Below are 16721 nucleotides of genomic sequence, written 5' to 3'. Positions count from 1 at the left end.
GTGGTTTTATGATTCGCGACTACGTCGCGAACCAGTCTAAAGACAATAACAAAAGACACCTAGAAATTTGGCCTTTTCTAGGTGTCTTTTCAGGTGTACCAATTGAGGCACCCCATACTCTTCAAGTTAATTATAACACAATTAACTCTATGAATTTGTCTAATTTATTCATTACACTATTACGAATAGTAGTACTGTAATAACAATCAAAGCACCAATCACAGCATAGTCTATAGTTTTCAAGCCTACGGATGCAGCAAAGCTATGTGTTGGTCCACCAAAGCCACGTAGTTCTAGGGAGAGCGCCATTGTTTCGGAGCGACCCAAGGATTTTAAAAGCAATGGTTGGATAACAGACGCATAGGATTTAATACGTTTAATTAAGTTGTCTTCTAAGGATAAACCACGGCAAGCTTGTGCCTCTTGTACTGCATGGCTTTCAGCAATGAAGTCAGGCACGAAGCGAAGTGCGGCAGTGAACATAAATGCATATTCATAAGGAATTTTGCATTGTGTTACGAGCGCTGCTGTAAGGTCTTGTAATTTTGTAGTAGCTAACAAGCAGATGAATACAAGTGTCATAGCGAGCATACGCAAGCCAGATACAATGGCAGATGTTACATCACCACTGCCGAGGAATTGGATAACACCAAGGAATACGGCAAAGCTTGTCAACGCCAATACTGCCTTATGTTGTTTGAACAACAAGCCCGATACGAATAACACACCGAGTTCTACAACGACTAAGGCCAATAAAGATACCCAGTCGCGCAATAGAATGGCCCACACGGATACGGCGAGGGTCATCAAGATTTTTGTTAACGGTACTAAACGTTCCATATGTCCCTCCTATTTCCCGCTCAACTGAGCCACTAACTTAGATTTCAATTCATCCATAGATTTACAATAGCCTAAGGATGGTACCGCTAGTGAAAGTTCCACACTTGGCGGTTTTGTAAGGCCTAGGTCTTGCAATTCGTCTGTAGATTTCTTGAATAATTCTTCTGGACTGCCATCAAAGGCAACCGTTTGGTTACCCATGATGAGCGCACGGCTACATTCGCTAGCCATAATTTCCATATCATGTGTAATGAGAAGGATCGTAATGCCTTCTTGATTGAGTTGGCGCAATAATGCTAACAACTCTTTAGTTTCCTTACCATCTTGACCACTTGTTGGTTCGTCGAGGATGAGGATTTTAGATTGCATCGCTAATGCAGAAGCGATAGCAACGCGTTGCTTTTCGCCGCGGCGCAATGTTGGAGGGTACGCTTCACGCAAGTGAGCAATACCTGTGCGTTCCAACACTTCACCGACGATACGTTTCACTTCAGATTTACTGCGACCTAATGATTCAGGACCGAAGGCAACCTCTGTCGCTACAGTAGGTCTGAACATTTGGCGATCAGGTTGTTGGAATACATAGCCGATAAATTGACCACGTTTAGATGGAGGCATGGACGTAATGTCTGTGCCGTTATAGTACATACGACCTTCGCTAGCCTTTTCAAGACCAACAAGCAAACGAGTAATAGTCGTTTTACCGCAACCATTGCGACCACCGATGGCGATATATTCGCCGCCTTCGATGGTGAAAGTCACATCACGAAAGATGTCTACGGATGGCACATAGCCAAAGCGGATATTTTCAACCTTAAGCATGAATGCCACCGTCCTTTCCTTGTACATCATCAACGCGTTGAATTGGTTGTCTATTCTCTACTGTATTAGATTGATCACCAAGATTATCTACTGTATTTCTTTGATTCGCTGGAGAGTTACTTTCACCATGCACCTCAGTTTGAATAGCATGAGCCATTTCAATTTGGTGTAAGCCCTTGATAGCAGACTCGATGCTAAGCCATGGTTCATCACTGTGGAAGCCCGCTTGTTCAAGTTCCATGTATGTAGTGAACACAGATGGCAACGCATCTACGTGAATATTGTGTTCGTACATGTAACGAAGCGTAGTCGGTACATCCGCATCACATGCGATGGAGCCATTCACCATGAGAGCCATGCGGTTTGCATACGGCAATACAGCGTGTAAGTCATGGTCGATAACAACAACGGTAATACCGTGTTTTTGATTCAAATCACCTACGAGGCGATATAATTCTGCAGTTCCATCTGGGTCGAGGGAGCTAGTTGGTTCATCAAGAACAAGCACAGATGGATTCGTAGCCAATACGGAAGCAATGGCTAAACGTTGGCGTTGACCGCCGGATAAGCTAGTGATTTTGCGGTCCTCTAAACCAATGAGACCAACTTGTTCAAATACTGTTTGAGAACGTTCTTTAATCGTTTCACGATCGTAACCGCGATTCTCCATAGCAAAAGCCACTTCTTCACGAACAGTCATCGTTACGAGCTGTGTATCGTAATCGGCAAGAACTACACCAATATAGTTAGCCAACTCAGGAATTTCCATTTGCGTAGTCGCTTTACCGTCTACGAAAACCATGCCTTCAAGGCGGCCACCGTAGAATTTAGGCACAGCCCCTACCATAGCCATGCAAAGGGTACTTTTACCACAACCTGCAGGACCTGTCACAACAAGGAAGTCACCTTCATGCACATCGAGATTGATATTTTCAAGGGATGGAGTTGTCGCCTTTGGATGGTAGTAATTTACGTGTTCAATAGAAATCTTAGCTTGGCGCTCAGGCAAGATAGTCAAATGGCTATGATCAGAGCCCAATTCCTCTGCGCTTGGCAACATGCCGCGTTTAGAGAATAGACGTTGCGCTGGAATGTATAAGATTGGCGTAATAGCGCCGTTCAAAGCAGCTACTGTAAGAACTAATGGCCACATACCGTACATATATACATTGTTTGGCAACCCAAGCACTTGCCACAAGATAGTAACGAAGATACCGCCAGATACTACGGTAGCCAAGAAACCAGAGATGATTGGCGTTAAATCGAAACCTGCGATTTTGCGGAACTTTAAGGACAACATAGCACGTGTCACAAGAGCCGCTGTCAACGCACCGCCTGGTTCGGACAACAAATTGCCGTAAGGGAATGCTGACTTAGACGTCAATACGTTGATGAGGGCCGCCACAAGGCCAATCCCCAAAGTTTGACTCAAACTAGGACGAGTCAACAAAATAGCTACGCAATACGTAGCAATCGTCCAGTTTGGCGTTACCCCAGCCACACTAGGGCTCACCAAATGCAATATCGTGCCCAATGCGAGCATCAATGTGCTGACAGTAACCCATCTAAACTGGCCACCCTGCACATGCGTGTACACAAGATCTTGAATCCGTTCCATAATAGCCTCTTTTCTAAAAATGAATATATAATCTATATTGTATCACTCTTCGAGAATTTGTGAAAGCCAAGATACTATTAAGAGATAGTATGTTTATCATATGATAAAAAGCACCATCTATTAACGATAGTGCTTTTAAGAACTAATGAACTTCATCTAATAATATTCTAAGATAATCCCGTCTACTGTTTAATATTCTATCAATATAGATAGTCCGGTCTAAATAACGGTAAAAACTTAAATAATTATGACAAAGTAAATATCTGTATTCAATTTTACTTCCTAGATTAATCAATAATCGCTGCCCCATTTCTGGAAATATACTCAACGAGTCATTCGTAGTCACTATATCCGAAACGGTTTTCTTAGCTAACTCAATATCACCGGTTTCTTCTTCTATAAAAGATTTTATTTCTAGCAAATCTTCTCGTGCTTTTGGTGCATAGCTAATTTGATTATTCATAATTAAATCCCCAATTCACTCTTTAGTTGCTCTGATGAAATCCAGCCTTGTTCTTCACCAGATGTACGACCTGTCTCTAAGTCCCCCATAAGTTTTATAGTAGCCATTACACGTTCATAATCTTGAATATCCATAATTGCATATCTACCTCTACCATTTTTAGTTAAGAATACGGGACTATCTATAGTAACATCACGTAAAACTTCAGAATAATTACGTAAATCTGAAATAGGTTTTATATTCGGCATACTATCACCTCCAAAATACTTTAGTGATATAACACTCATCTTTCTAATATCTTATCATTATTGTAGTTAAATTATCATGTAAATTCAACATCAAATTTTACAACATTTCTTAAAATTACTATCAACATATATGATACTTCTGTCTTCTTTTCACTATTATATACTTGTGATATCATGCGCATGGATACTTATATTGACAATAATTTAATAACTAATATAATAAATTCTAAGTACTTTCCCTTAATATATATTGTATCTTTAATAAAGGAACTCCATCATGGCACAGGCATTAATCGTAATCGACATACAAGAAGGCTTAGTTAACGAAAATCCTTACGATGCAAAAAATTTTATCGTAAATACAAAAGCAATCATTCAACATTTCAGAGATCAAAATATAGAAGTAATTTTTGTGAGACATTCTGAAGATGAAGGTTTATTAGCAACAGGTAGTGATAATTGGCAAGTTTATCACGAATTAAAGCCTCAAGAAAACGAAAAGATTTTCAATAAATATTACAATAGCATCTTCAAAAATAGTGAGTTAAAGGAATATTTAGATAGCAAAAGTATTACCGATTTGACATTCGTAGGAATGCAGGTGGAATTTTGCATTGATACATCTGTGAAAGTAGGCTTTGAATATGGTTATAAAATCACCATCGTCGAAGATGCTATCTCAACATTTGACAACATCCATCTATCTGCCAATCAAATCTTATCCTTTTACAAGGAAAAAATTTGGAGAAATCGATTTGCGCAACTAAGAACAACAAAAGAAATTCTAGCTATTAATTAGATTGTTATTCTCACTTTCTCGTCATATAGATGTGATATAATGCATGTAAATACTTATGCCCGGGACATAGGAGGTCTATATGTACAAATATATTACTATTTTAGGAGCCGCTGGCCAGATTGCACAGAAGCTAACTGCAACATTGTTGACATATACAGACATGCACCTTACATTATATGGTCGCCAATTATCCACTCGTTTACATCCAGAGATCTTGGAACATGAACGTGTTACCGTAATCGAGGGCTCTTTCCAAAATCCTGCTAAATTAGAACAAGCTGTAACAAACGCTGAAATCGTTTTCGTAGGTGCTATGGAGGCTGGTAGTGATATGGCATCCATCGTGAAAGCATTGAGCCGCAAAAATGTACGCCGCGTTATCGGCCTTTCCATGGCTGGTCTTTCTGGTGAGTTCCCAGCAGCACTTGAAAAATGGACCTTTGACAACTTGCCAATTAGCTATGTCCAAGGCGAGCGCCAAGCACGTAATGTATTGCGCGAATCCAATTTAAACTATACAATCTTGCGCCTCACATGGCTCTACAATGATCCGGAAAATACAAATTACGAACTCATCCCTGAAGGGGCTCAATTCAACGATGCTCAAGTTACGCGCGAAGCCGTTGTAAAAGCAATCTTTGATATTTTACATACAGAGGATGAAACTCCGTTCCACCGCGCAAGCATCGGCGTAGGCGAACCAGGTACACATTACGACAAGCCAAGCTTTCACTAATATGTGACTAAACAAATAGCTACAGACTATCTACTATTGTAGGTAGTCTTTTTTGTGTATATCTAAAATCTGGCGTCTACATGTTTACTCATGTAACGCATTTTTTAGATATGCCTTTTCTTATTACTATATTTTATAGTTATTTATATAGATAAAGTTCCTTATTTACGCTATACTAATAAATGATTAAGTTATACTAATAGATATGTGAAAATAAACGCCCATTCGGTTATCATTTATCTTTATATATGCCTTTTATTGTATAAAGCCATCTAAATTTCATGTATAAAAATAACTGTTATCCGTTTTTAGTCCCAGTCAGGGTATAGGCTAATGAAGGAGTTATTATGAATCGCATTGTTGTTATAGGCAGTTGCAACATGGATATTGTAGTCCTCGCGGACAAACGCCCTACAGCGGGCGAAACGATCATGGGCAACGAACTGCACATCGCACACGGTGGTAAAGGTGCAAACCAAGCGGTAGCTGCCGCCCGTCTCGGTGCAGAGGTTACAATGGTAGGTTGCATCGGTGAAGATGCATACGGCCAAATGATTTTAGATAATCTAAAAGAAAATTTCATCAATACAGATTACATCGTTACCGTACCGAATACTACTACGGGTACAGCCCATATTACATTAGCTGAAGGCGATAATAGTATCATCGTGATTGCAGGCGCTAATGCTAAGGTCGACAAATCTGTAGTAGATAACGCTTGGCCTACTATCGAGCAAGCTGATCTTGTAATGGTGCAAAACGAAATTCCTATTCCAACCATCGAATACATCGTTCGTCGTTGCCACGAGGCTAATGTAAAAGTCCTCTTAAATCCAGCTCCAGCAGCTGACCTTAATCCTGAATGGTTAGAATTGGCAACCTATATTACGCCAAATGAGCACGAGCTATCTGCCCTCTACCCTAATCAATCTACAGAGGAAACCTTGTTAGCTAACGAAAATAAAATCATCGTTACCCTCGGCAGCAAGGGCGTAGGTTATGCAGATGGTGGTGAAATCCACACCGTATCTGGCTTCAAGGTTGAACCAGTAGATACTACTGGCGCAGGCGATACCTTCAACGGTGCCTTTGCAACAGCTATCGTTAATGGTAAAAGCTTAGCCGATGCATTACATTATGGTAACGCGGCCGCAGCCCTCTCCATCCAACGATTAGGTGCCCAAGGCGGCATGCCTACAAAGGACGAGGTCGCTGCATTCTTAGCAAAGAGTTAGCATATTGAATAGACCTTTAAAAGCTCCACTGGCCAGGTCTGCCTTCGCAGGGCCAAAGTCGCTTTGAAAGGTCTATTCAATACAAGCCATATACTCTCATGCAACGAATGCATCTGCCCTCTATTAAAAAAAGAGAGTTAATGGCCGAGGTGTTAAACCTCAGCCATCAGAATATAAAAGGAGTTATTTATGCAACGACACGGCATTTTAAATAGCCATATCGCTAAGGTACTTGCAGATCTTGGTCACACAGATACAATTTGTATCTCCGACTGTGGATTACCAGTACCTGAAGGGGTTCAAAAGATTGACTTAGCCTTAGATTTTGGTGTACCAAGCTTTGAGCAAGTAGTATCTATCATCGCTAAGCATATGAAATCCGAAGCAGTTCATGTGGCAGGAGAAATTAAAGAAAACAATCCTAAGGCTTATGACTTCTTAGAGTCTACATTCCCATCCAATCAATACGAATGGATTGAAACAAGCCATGAAGCTTTCAAAGAAGCCACAAAACAATGCAAATGCATTATTCGAGCTGGTGAAGCATCTCCGTATGCAAATATTATCTTGCGCGCCGATTGTATTTTCAGCGATCGTCCGTAGAACAATAGATTAACCACCTCGTTTTATAAACTAAGCATCTGAACCTATAAATTAGTTAGCTGGGCTTGTAAAAATTAACGATCAAATCTATTACATACATTAGAGATACTTTCACCAGTCATATAGGAGTAGTTATGGAAATTGTTATGTCAGGCATTGCAAAGGCATTTGGTACGAACCAAGTTCTGCGCGATGTAAGTATTACCCTCAAGGAGGGCGAGGTTCACGCCTTAATGGGCGAAAATGGCGCCGGCAAGTCCACCCTCATGAATATCCTTACCGGTATTCACAAGGCAGATGCTGGTACAATCACCATCGACGGCGTAGAGCGCACCTTCCCGAACCCGAGAGAAGCCGAGCTAAACGGTGTGGCTTTCATCCACCAAGAGCTCAACATTTGGCCCAATCTAACATTGTTAGAAAATCTGTATTTAATGAGACCAAAGCGCAATAAATTTGGTATGCTCGATAAAAAAGCGATGCTCGCTGAGGCAGAAAATACATGCCGCGAATTAGGCATCGAATTGCCCCTCACTACTGAGGCAGGCCTTTGCTCCGTTGGTCATCAACAAATGACGGAAATCCTTCGCATCTTGATGTTAGATGCAAAGGTTGTCATCATGGACGAACCGACAGCAGCCCTTACAGAGCGTGAAACGGCGACATTATTTAAGATGATGCGCAAAATGAAAGCTCGCGGCGTTGCTATCGTATATATCTCCCACCGTATGGAAGAGGTATTTAGCGAATGCGATACGATTACGGTTATGCGTGATGGTCACACCATCATCACTAAACCAACATCTGAGATTTCTGTAGACGAAGTGGTACGCCACATGGTAGGCCGTTCTATCGACGAGTTCTACCCTGCTCGTACGACAACACCAGGCGAAGTAGTAATGAGCGTTGATAACCTCAAACCTGAAGGTTTCGACAATGACATTTCCTTCTTCTTGCGCAAAGGCGAAATCCTCGGCGTAGCAGGTCTTATGGGCGCTGGCCGTACAGAAATCATGCGAGCTATCTTTGGCGTAGATAAACACAATGGCGGTACCGTAACTGTAAACGGCTCCGTTCTAAACTGTAAAAAACCAGAAGATGCCATCAAAGCTGGCATTGCTTTCATCACAGAAAATAGAAAGAGCGAAGGCTTGATCCTCGATTTCTCCATCGGTTCCAATATTACATTGCCGAACCTTGACGAAATTTGCCCATCTCATGTACTTGATAGCGGCAAGCTCAATTCCTTTGCTGACGAATTGTCTAAAAAACTAGGCGTTAAAACACAATCTATTCACGAACCAGCATCGTCCTTATCCGGTGGTAACCAACAAAAGGTGGTTATCGCAAAATGGGTTGGTAAAAAGCCATCCATTATCATCATGGACGAACCGACGCGCGGTATCGATATCGGCGCGAAACGTGATATTTATGATTTAATGAACGAATTAACAAACGATGGTGTGTCCATTATCATGGTGTCCTCTGAGTTACCTGAAGTGCTCGGCATGAGCGACCGCGTTATGGTTATTCATGAAGGCCGCGTAGCAGGTATCTTAGACCGCAGCGATGCAACACCAGAATCGATTATGACATTAGCCACAGGAGGACAATAATGGACAGCAAAGCTCTACAATATGTAAAAAAATTAGGCCCCCTCATCGGCCTCATCCTATTATTTGTAATTATCTCTGTCATGAACGACAGTTTCCTTGAATTCTCTAACTTACGTAACTTGTTGCGCCAAGTATCCATCAATGCGATCATCGCCTTTGGTATGACTTTTGTCATCTTAACTGGCGGTATCGACTTATCCGTTGGTTCCATCCTCGCCCTCTCCAGTGCAGTGATGGCCAACCTCATCGTAACTGGTACTGACCCTGTATTAGCTATCGTATTAGCTGCAGGTGCCGGCCTTGTATTGGGCGGTATTAACGGTCTCGTTATTACCTATGGCCGCGTAGCTCCATTTATCGCTACCTTGGCAACCATGACAATCTACCGTGGTGCGACGCTAGTATTCACAGACGGTAACCCTATCTCCGGTCTTACTCAAGATCCTCTATTCCACGGCTTTGGCCAAGGGGATATTGCAGGCCTTCCAGTTCCAGCGATCACAATGTTCCTAGCTTTCATCGCCCTTTGGTTCGTATTGAGCCGCACATCCTTAGGCCGTAAAACATACGCCGTAGGTGGTAGCGAAAAGGTTAGTTACATTGCTGGTATCAAGATTGACCGCATTAAAATTTTCGTGTATGCCTTAACTGGTATGCTCTGTGGTATCGCGGGTGCAATCATTACTTCTCGTCTTAACTCTGCACAACCTACAGCAGGTGCAGGCTACGAACTTGACGCTATCGCAGCCGTAGTTCTTGGCGGTACAAGCCTTGCTGGTGGCCGTGGTCATATCGTTGGCACATTAATTGGTGCCCTAATTATTGGTACCCTCAACAACGGGTTAAATATTCTCGACGTTTCCAGTTTCTATCAACAAGTTGTAAAAGGTATTGTTATTTTACTGGCTGTTCTTGCAGACCGTAAGAAAGCCTAGGAGGTTCCTATGAAAAGACTATTGTTACTGTTGGCGATGGCCGTTATGGTTATCGGTCTTGTAGCAGGCTGTGGTAAAAGCGCTGATAACGGCGGCGACAAAAAATCCGGCACAATCGGCTTCTCTGTTTCCACATTGAACAACCCATTCTTCGTAACTATGAAGGAAGGCGTTGAGGCTCAAGCTAAAGCGCTTGGTCTTAAAGTTAAAATCGTTGATGCTCAAAATGATCCTGCAAAACAAGCAAACGACATTTCCGACTTGCTTGAAAGCGGCGTTTCCGTATTGATCATCAACCCTGTAGACTCTGCAGCTATCTCTACTTCCGTAGAAGCAGCAAATGCTAAAAACATTCCTGTAATCACTGTTGACCGCTCTGCTGATAAAGGCAAAGTAGTAGCTCACATCGCTTCCGATAACGTAAAAGGTGGCGAAATGGCTGCACAACTTATCGTTGATAAAGTAGGCAAAGCTGCAAAAGTAGCTGAAATCGAAGGTATCCCTGGTGCTTCCGCAACTCGTGAACGTGGCCAAGGTTTCCACAACGTAGCTGACAAAGACTTAACAGTAGTAGCAAAACAAAGCGCTGACTTCGACCGTACAAAAGGTTTGAACGTAGCAACTAATATCTTGCAAGCTAATCCAGACGTACAAGCTATCTTCGCTCATAACGACGAAATGGCATTGGGCGCTATCCAAGCAGCTAAATCCGCAGGCAAAACAATCTTCATCGTAGGCTTTGACGGTACTGCTGATGCAGACAAAGCTGTTAAAGACGGCACATTGGCTGCAACAATTGCTCAACAACCAGACCAAATGGGTAAAATCGCTATTGATACAGCTCAAAAAGTTATCAAAGGCGAAGCTGTAGAAGCTAAAATCCCTGTAGATCTTAAAGTTGTTACAAAATAATTGTAAATAGAAACTGGGTACAGAAAAAGAGTCGCATCTTAAAGACGCGACTCTTTTTATTTTGGCGCTCTCTCTAAAAACACTTTAAAGAACTCAATAAACTTTGGTAAATACGTTTGATCTAAACTTTCAATAGTCATATGACATTTGTAATTATAAGTGGTACAGATGTTAATCTCCATCGTTAGAGCACCCTTTTGATCTAACGAGAATGTAAGCGTATCCCCTTCTCCAGTTAATACATAAGTAAAGGTGGCTGTCTCTTTGCAATGCTCATATAACTCAACTAATTCTTTGTATCCCCTATGAATACCAGACCAGTCACTAGGGTCAATGTTCCCAGCACAGATATTGTAGCCCTGTTTAATATATACGCCAAACACACCAAATTGAGATAACTCCGTATCCATATCAAAAGCAATGGTTAAATTTGGTTCATTTACGATTTCATACATCCTATTCACACTCCACAAACAACAATTTTCATTTATTATAGCACTGTATTTGTGAATATAATAGAAATTATAAGTTTTTCCGAAAATTAGACCGCCCCAATCCAACCATATCCTTGTACTGCCATATCCATAAAATGATTCATAAGTAAGGACACCTTAGAATCAAAAGATTCTTTATCATAACTTTCAGGCAAATCATCATTTAAGGATAGTTCCACCTCATATTTTAGCTTAGCAATTGGCTGTTCATCCTTATACCAATCTACTACAAGAAGATTATTACGATTATCGACTAGCTTCTTATAAAGATTCTTGGCAGAGAGTTTTACTTTTTGCTCTTCATCCTTTGTCACCTTTTTTCCAGCAATAAGCAAATCAAAGATTTCCAGTTCTTCTTCTGTAAGGCCTTCTGTATTTGCACGATTATCTTCCTGCCGAAGTTCTTCAAGAAGTTTTACAAGTTGCTCATAGTAATCTTCGTTTTCAGTACCACCTGCATTATAGGAGTCAATAATTCGTTTGAAACGTTCGGAGAATTTGGTTCTTGTGCAATTTCTATTAAGCATCTGTTCGAGTGCTTGCTCAATGTATTCCTTCAAGTCGTTAATCTCAATAGCCTTATACTTAGCTACCTTGATTTCTTTTCTCAATTGCTCAACATCAACCTTAGAAAGATCAATAGCCTTTGTGCCTTTTATCATGTACTGTGCAGGTTTTTCCCGTACATAATTAACGAACTCTTGACTTGCTGTAACACTGCCATCCAGAATCTGATTCATTTTCTGTCTAGCACGAGCCACCTTTTCATCATTAACAGTGTTATATAAGAGACCATGCAAATACACAAGCGGGGCAAATTTATCGTTGTTCCAATGCTTCTCAAAGATTTCTGGCTTTGATGCTTCGTATAGATTTGTCAAAGAATTAAGGATAACCTTAAATTTTTCTTTATCATCATCTTTTACCACGATAGTGTCATAAGCACTTCTTAATGCATCTAATTTATCCAGTGTATTAGAATCAGCAATTATCTTTTCTAAATCAATATCAAGAGATATCAAGAAAGAATCTGCTTCATCAATTGTACCGTCAATATAGTTGATTAATTGGTCAATATCTTTTGCAGGGAATTCTGTTCCGTCATCACCAGTGGCATATTCGGTTAATGCCTTCTTCATGTATTTAAACACGTTGACATAATCTACAATGATTCCAGCAGGTTTTCCTGGATACACTCTATTGGCACGAGCTATGGCTTGCATCAGCGTGTGGCCTTTCATTGGCTTATCAAGATAAAGTGTAGATAAGTTCTTTACATCAAATCCTGTCAGCCACATAGCACAAACGAACACAAGTTGCAGTGAGTCATCAGGATCTTTAAATCTATCCTCAATATCTCTGCCGTCCGGTGTGATTTCTTTCATCTTTACACGATGTTTTGTAATATCTAATCCTTGCTTTGCAAACTTGGCCTCTTCATCGTTCTCTTCGGAGATGATAACGGCCATTTCAACCTTATTCATATAAGCAAGAATACGAGTAAGCTGATCACGTTCTTCCTTAGTAGAAGCTGTATTTCGCTCCTTCGTGATGTTCTGCTTTTCTATAGCCCAGTAATGCTGAACCTTGTCATACATTTTGACAGCAGTATATTTATCGACTGATACAACCATACCTTTTCCAAGAAACCCACGTCTTGGAAAGTGGTAGGCAATATCTTGTGCCACTTTATCTAAGCGGTCATCTCTCTTGATAACTTCAAGGATACGTGAAGATGCATTCTCCAAGAGACGAATTTCATCCTCGTTAAGATTTTCTTCTTCGATAATATCTACAACGTCATCGTCAAGGAAATCATTTTCAAGCCCTACTTCCGGAACTCGTCTGGAATAAAACAATGGTACAGTAGAGCCATCTTCGACAGATTGCGCAAAGTTATACTCTGAAACATACTCACCAAACCATTGATTCGTAAGGCGTTTAGAGCCAAGAAGCGGTGTTCCTGTGAATGCCACAAAGTTAGCATTCGGAAGTGCAGTTCTCATATTCTCTGCTAAATCTTTATACTGTGTTCTATGTGCTTCATCAACTAGAACAATAATATCATCACGAGTAGAAAGCACTGGATATTTCTTTGTTTTATCGTATCTAAACTTATGAATCAAAGTAAAGATAAAAGCCTTATTGGTAGTTAGGAAATCGCGCAGTTGCTTGCTGTCCTTTGGCTGACATTCTTCTTTAGAACCAATAACCTCTGTCCGCACAAAGTTCTTATGAATCTGTGTATCCAAATCTTCACGGTCTGTAATAATGAGGAACGAAAAATTACCTTGAATCTTACGCTTCACTTTACGGGCAAACATAACCATAGAATAGGATTTACCTGACCCCTGTGTATGCCAGAAGACACCAAGCTTTCCGTTCAATTCTTTTCTATTTTTTACAGATTCCATCAGATTATTTACGCCTAAATACTGATGGTTTTTAGCAATAATTTTTATTCGTTGATTCTCAAACAGTATAAAATTTTCGATATAATCAATGAGTCTATCTTTGTTAAGAAGACCATCTACAAAATATCTGACAGAGCTATCCTTAACATTATCCGCAGCAAGAATGGCTTCCCTGTCCAGTTTCTCTTTTTCGCTATCAATTTTGAGCCATTCAAAGAAATAGTCATAGGTCGCATTAAATGCACCAAGCTTCGTTTCCAAACCATTTGAAAGCACACAAATCTGATTAAATGCAAAGAGATTCGGAATATCCCGCATGTAATCTTTGAGATTCTTGTTGTAAGCTTCTTCAACCTTAACAATGCTATTTTTGTTCAATAAACACAAGAGGCATACCATTGACAAAAATAAGGATATCCGGTCTTCTGTAGTAAACCTTCCCCTGAATCCACATCTGAGAAACTGCTGTGAAAGTGTTATTCTCTGGATGCTCAAAATCGATTAGCTTTACAAAATCAAAGTCTTCTTTGCCATTTTTGCGAACTGTGATTTTTATATTATTACGGATTTGTCTGTATATATTATAGTTAGTATCAACAATATCCGTGCCTGTGTAATCCTTCCTTAAGTTTTTAACAATCTCCTTGATTTTATCTTCGGAGATAGTAGGATTAATACGTTTAAGAGAAGACAGCATAACATCGGGAAGAACACATTCTTTTTTCGAAGCTCTTCCTGTGCCATCATTCAAATCGTCTCGCTTACTCGGATCAGCATCACAAATGAGGATATCATATTTAAATGGTTCAGCCTTTAATTTTTCAAGTATGGCTTGTTCTATATCATCTTCAGATATAAAATTACGCATATGAACACCTCCCTAAACTTCAAGTTTTCCGCTCATTAAGCGTGGTAAAAGCATATCTCTTTGTTTTGTAAGTAATTGATTTTGCTGATTAAGTATTTTGATTTCATCATAATATGTCTTAACATAATCATTATATTTATGAATCAATTCTTGTGATGGAATTAAGATACAGAGCCTATTAATGTTTTTAGGATATACATGGGGTTGTGCAGATCCACATTGCAAATTACTAATAACTGGTTGTAAGTATTTAAGCGTATTATATACAAACCAAATTGTTGCATCCTCCTGATAGTAGGAACAATCTGCAGCCCAAATATCCTTCATATGATATTGAAGATATCCTGCATTAGCACCTGAAGCACTGATTGTAAGGCTTTCACCATATACATTAGCTTCATTATGGTATCCGGAAGGCTGTAACCCTGCTGAAATCACAGGAATATCACCTTCAATCATCTTTGCTGTAGTAATATTTTTTCCCCGTTTAAAGCTTCCTATATTTCTTAACTCATCATATTTGAAGATAGTAGGAGCAAAGTGCTTTTTATCATCTGTGCCAACTTGCCAACCTCTAGGTTTCTTCTCCTCAAACTCTACATTTTTATATCCAGGAAAGCGAAATCTTACAAACCATTCTTTATATAGATTCTCTGCCTTTTGCTCCAACAACTTGATCCGCTTGTTGTTAGTGTCAATAAGATTATCATATACTGATATAATTTCAGCAATTCTAAATTGATTTTCTGAAGAGGGTAACTGTATTTTTTGTTTCTTTAGCATTGAAACCGCTAATCCAGGCTGAGCAGCTTGCCCTGATAATCGGTTTAAATCTAAAGCAGTCAATGCATATGACAAAAACCGTGAATCATGTCCATTTTTACTTACGCCAACAATTGCATGATCAGTCATATAACCTTTACCATTAAAGTAATGAATATTACCACATTTCGCTCCCTGGCGTCCTATAATAATACATTCACCATCAAAATTATATTCAGAGGTATATCCCCTAAGACCGTTTCCACCATATACAGGATATTCTCCCTTATCAAAAATCTTCTCACTGGTTAGATTTTTTCCACTACTGAATCTTGTAAACAAGTCTCCAAGTCTATAAATATAAAAATCCATATTACTCACCTAATAATTTTTTTAGATTATTCGAGATTATTTCTTCTAGTTCTCTTGCCTCAGCACTTAAAGAAGTAAATTCAGAATTAAGAGAGAGCATTTCTTCCTTGAATTCTTCTTGTGTTAATCCATCATCTTCAATGACTACTCCGACATAGCGTCCTGCATTAAGAGAATAGTCTTGATCAATGATTCCATCTTCACCATCTAGCTGCACAACTTTACAAAGACCAATCACATCAGTATATACACCATCTGGAAATCTTTCTGTTAACCAGTCAATTTGTGATTGCCAATAATCTTTAGTTAGAACTTCTTTATCATCAGAAGATTCTGGGGCATTTACAAGTTCGGTTTTGTATTCGTCAATTAAATCAACAAAAGCCTGTGTATTACCGTGATAAAGTTTTGTTATGACACCAAGGTTTTTAATCTGCTCATCAGAAAACTTTCTATGAGCACGGTCAATCTGTGTAAATATATTTCTAACATCAATAAATAAGATTTCATTTTTCTTCTCAGTATTTGGTTTTTGTTTATCAAAGAACCAAAGTGTTGCAGGAAGCGTAACAGATGAAAACATTTTAGAAGGAAGTATCACCATCTGCGAGATGATACCTTCTTCGATCATTTTCTTTCTAATATCATATTCTGAACCTGAAGCATCAGATGCGGAATTAGCCATAACAAGAGCTGCTTTCCCAGTCTCATTTAACGCAGTGGCAAAGTAGCCCAGCCACAAGTAGTTGGCATTTGGTACAGTTTCTTTCTTATCAGATTCTTTCTTTTTCGATTTGGTCTTATTTCTTGGTACACCATATGTATTGAATCGGGCATCATCAGAAACCTTTTCAACCACAACCTCATCAACATTAAATGGAGGATTTGCCATTACATAGTCAAACTGCCCAAATGCATTATACGGATCTGAATAGAATGAGTTAGCTTGTGTAATGTCACCACGAATATTATTAAGAAGAAGAT

General features: G+C 39.7%; 16 protein-coding genes and 1 pseudogene. 7 read left to right on the top strand and 10 right to left on the bottom strand.

Annotated features, from left to right (window positions below; translation table 11 throughout):
• Positions 1-171: 171 nt before the first annotated feature.
• From RYM16_RS08040 to RYM16_RS08020, 5 genes are all read right to left on the bottom strand, one after another.
• Positions 172-840, bottom strand: a complete 669-nt coding sequence (locus RYM16_RS08040) for an energy-coupling factor transporter transmembrane component T (RefSeq protein ID WP_314983262.1) — start codon at positions 838-840, stop codon at positions 172-174.
• Between the two features lie 9 nt (positions 841-849).
• The gene (locus RYM16_RS08035; RefSeq protein ID WP_314983261.1) at positions 850-1662 is read right to left on the bottom strand and encodes an ABC transporter ATP-binding protein; all 813 of its coding nucleotides are present in this window, start codon (positions 1660-1662) and stop codon (positions 850-852) included.
• Complete coding sequence (locus RYM16_RS08030; protein WP_314983260.1) at positions 1655-3280, bottom strand: tryptophan transporter; 1626 nt, start codon at positions 3278-3280, stop codon at positions 1655-1657. Before RYM16_RS08030 ends, RYM16_RS08035 begins: the two co-directional genes overlap by 8 nt.
• 142 nt (positions 3281-3422) lie before the next feature.
• The gene (locus RYM16_RS08025; RefSeq protein WP_295259755.1) at positions 3423-3743 is read right to left on the bottom strand and encodes a type II toxin-antitoxin system RelE/ParE family toxin; all 321 of its coding nucleotides are present in this window, start codon (positions 3741-3743) and stop codon (positions 3423-3425) included.
• Between the two features lie 2 nt (positions 3744-3745).
• Positions 3746-3991: a type II toxin-antitoxin system prevent-host-death family antitoxin gene (locus tag RYM16_RS08020; RefSeq protein WP_314983259.1), complete on the bottom strand. Its 246-nt coding sequence runs from the start codon at positions 3989-3991 to the stop codon at positions 3746-3748.
• A 277-nt stretch (positions 3992-4268) separates the two neighbouring features.
• Between RYM16_RS08020 and RYM16_RS08015 the strand changes: the two genes are divergently transcribed.
• From RYM16_RS08015 to rbsB, 7 genes are all read left to right on the top strand, one after another.
• The gene (locus RYM16_RS08015; RefSeq protein WP_314983258.1) at positions 4269-4790 is read left to right on the top strand and encodes a cysteine hydrolase family protein; all 522 of its coding nucleotides are present in this window, start codon (positions 4269-4271) and stop codon (positions 4788-4790) included.
• A gap of 79 nt (positions 4791-4869) precedes the next feature.
• Entirely contained in the window at positions 4870-5526 is a 657-nt protein-coding gene (locus RYM16_RS08010) for an NAD(P)H-binding protein (protein ID WP_314983257.1), read from the top strand.
• A 347-nt stretch (positions 5527-5873) separates the two neighbouring features.
• Positions 5874-6761 (top strand): ribokinase, encoded by an 888-nt coding sequence (rbsK, locus tag RYM16_RS08005; protein WP_314983256.1) that lies wholly within the window; start codon positions 5874-5876, stop codon positions 6759-6761.
• A gap of 189 nt (positions 6762-6950) precedes the next feature.
• On the top strand, positions 6951-7364 hold the full coding sequence (rbsD, locus tag RYM16_RS08000; protein ID WP_314983255.1) for a D-ribose pyranase: 414 nt from the start codon (positions 6951-6953) through the stop codon (positions 7362-7364).
• Positions 7365-7498: 134 nt separating this feature from the next.
• Positions 7499-8980 (top strand): sugar ABC transporter ATP-binding protein, encoded by a 1482-nt coding sequence (locus RYM16_RS07995; protein ID WP_314983254.1) that lies wholly within the window; start codon positions 7499-7501, stop codon positions 8978-8980.
• Positions 8980-9915 carry a ribose ABC transporter permease gene (locus RYM16_RS07990; protein ID WP_314983253.1) on the top strand — a complete coding sequence of 312 codons (936 nt, stop codon included), beginning with the start codon at positions 8980-8982 and terminating at the stop codon, positions 9913-9915. The genes RYM16_RS07995 and RYM16_RS07990 overlap by 1 nt, the downstream gene beginning before the upstream one ends.
• Before the next feature lie 9 nt (positions 9916-9924).
• On the top strand, positions 9925-10827 hold the full coding sequence (gene rbsB / locus RYM16_RS07985) for a ribose ABC transporter substrate-binding protein RbsB (RefSeq protein WP_314983252.1): 903 nt from the start codon (positions 9925-9927) through the stop codon (positions 10825-10827).
• Positions 10828-10883: 56 nt separating this feature from the next.
• Here the strand turns inward: rbsB and RYM16_RS07980 are convergent, their stop codons facing one another.
• The 5 genes and pseudogenes from RYM16_RS07980 to RYM16_RS07960 form a co-directional block, all read right to left on the bottom strand.
• Complete coding sequence (locus tag RYM16_RS07980) at positions 10884-11282, bottom strand: hypothetical protein (protein ID WP_314983251.1); 399 nt, start codon at positions 11280-11282, stop codon at positions 10884-10886.
• A gap of 86 nt (positions 11283-11368) precedes the next feature.
• Positions 11369-12460, bottom strand: coding sequence for a type I restriction enzyme endonuclease domain-containing protein (locus RYM16_RS07975; RefSeq protein WP_314983263.1), 1092 nt, complete (start codon positions 12458-12460; stop codon positions 11369-11371).
• Between the two features lie 33 nt (positions 12461-12493).
• Positions 12494-14603, bottom strand: a pseudogene (locus RYM16_RS07970) (type I restriction endonuclease subunit R); the annotation flags it as partial.
• Between the two features lie 12 nt (positions 14604-14615).
• The gene (locus RYM16_RS07965; RefSeq protein ID WP_314983250.1) at positions 14616-15737 is read right to left on the bottom strand and encodes a restriction endonuclease subunit S; all 1122 of its coding nucleotides are present in this window, start codon (positions 15735-15737) and stop codon (positions 14616-14618) included.
• Between the two features lies 1 nt (position 15738).
• On the bottom strand, positions 15739-16721 hold a 983-nt coding region (locus RYM16_RS07960; protein ID WP_314983249.1), incomplete at its 5' end, for an N-6 DNA methylase.

Origin of the sequence: uncultured Veillonella sp., assembly GCF_963524655.1 — a bacterium.
Lineage (GTDB): Bacteria > Bacillota > Negativicutes > Veillonellales > Veillonellaceae > Veillonella.
The sequence above is the reverse complement of the archived record's forward strand: the minus strand, read 5'-3'. Positions and strand labels throughout refer to the sequence as shown.